Raw genomic sequence first — 1,345 nt, 5'->3', positions numbered from 1 at the left:
TTGAAATATTATGCCCAGTGGTATTGAGTTGTCTCTGAGCAGTAAGAACACTTTGTGTCCCCACATTCAGAAGATCCGACGACATACGACCCCCAAAAATCTTAAGAAAGACCGGCTATCACCGATCCGTTACTTAGATTATTGCAATATGTATGCCAGTAAATAAGAGAAGATATAAAGTAGAAAGGAAAAAGGCTTACTGAATGCAAGCCTTTGTTTTAATTGTAATCAACCGATGATTACATCTGATCAATGCGCTGTTTTACTCGCAAGATTTTATTCGCGTATTCAGGATCAGTGGCGTAACCCGCTTTATGAATACCGTGGATAAACTCTTCCGAACTGCCTGTTTGCTGTAGTGCCGTACTATAACGAGGATTTTGATTTAAAAAGCGTACATAATCGTTAAAACTGTCTTGATAACTATCATAAGAGCGGAAAGCGGCTTGCTCTTTCACTGGGACATTATCGTGGTATTCCAACGTTTGGGTCGCCACTTTATCGCCCAGCCAGCTTCTATCTGCTTTAATATTGAACAAGTTATTACTGCTGCCACGAGAGTTTTGTACGACTTTTTGCCCCCAACCGGTTTCTAATGCCGCTTGAGCAAGTAATAGAGAAGAATCAACACCCAACGCTTTAGCCGCTTGATTTGCATAGGGCTGCATAGACTTAATGAAACTTTCCGGAGAATCAAACGAGGTCGGTTGAGCTTTTTGAATTGCCGCTACGTCGGCTAGTGGCGCCGCTTCTCGCAGTTGACGATTTCGCTCTACTTTGTCCATTATTTCTTCAAAGTTATCACTTTGAGCGGCTGCGTTTTGATTTTCTATGGAGCCGGTACTCAACTGTGCGACAATCATATCTGCCAATCCTAGCGAACCAGATGAACTCAGCTCGCTCGACATCTGGTCATCCAGCATCTGGCGATAAAACTGTTGATTCTGGCTATCCATCATTCCAGATTCAAAGTTCGCGTTCGCATCTCTCATCGACTTAAACAGCATAGACGTAAAAATCGCCTCAAACTGTTTGGCCGCAGCGGCTAACGCAGCTTTATCATCGGCCTCATCACCACCTACCGCTTTTTGACGTAGTTTATCTAGGCCAGCAATATCATGAATGAATCCAATGTCGTTTCCATTGTTTATCATGCTCAGTCCTTAAATAATGATCAATTGACCTTCAATCGCACCCGCTTGCTTAAGTGCTTGCAAAATAGCCATTAAATCGGAAGGAGCTGCACCAACTTCATTCACCGCTCGAACCAAATCATCCAATGTTAAGCCTGGTTCAAACTTAAACATTTTTCCCTGTTCTTCCGTCACAGATCGGAAGAGCGGTT

The 1,345-nt window shown here is 43.1% G+C and carries 2 protein-coding genes; both read right to left on the bottom strand.

The window, feature by feature from the left end; genetic code table 11:
• Positions 1 to 239: 239 nt before the first annotated feature.
• Positions 240 to 1,154 (bottom strand): flagellar assembly peptidoglycan hydrolase FlgJ, encoded by a 915-nt coding sequence (gene flgJ / locus ACP45E_RS09275; protein WP_017038051.1) that lies wholly within the window; start codon positions 1,152 to 1,154, stop codon positions 240 to 242.
• A 9-nt stretch (positions 1,155 to 1,163) separates the two neighbouring features.
• Positions 1,164 to 1,345: flagellar basal body P-ring protein FlgI (locus tag ACP45E_RS09270; protein WP_198927704.1), on the bottom strand; the 182-nt coding region annotated here is incomplete at its 5' end.

This window comes from Vibrio genomosp. F10 str. 9ZD137 (assembly GCF_049974785.1).
In the GTDB taxonomy this organism is placed as follows: Bacteria; Pseudomonadota; Gammaproteobacteria; order Enterobacterales; family Vibrionaceae; genus Vibrio.
Note: the sequence above shows the minus strand (reverse complement) of the source record. Positions and strands in the feature narration are given on the sequence as shown.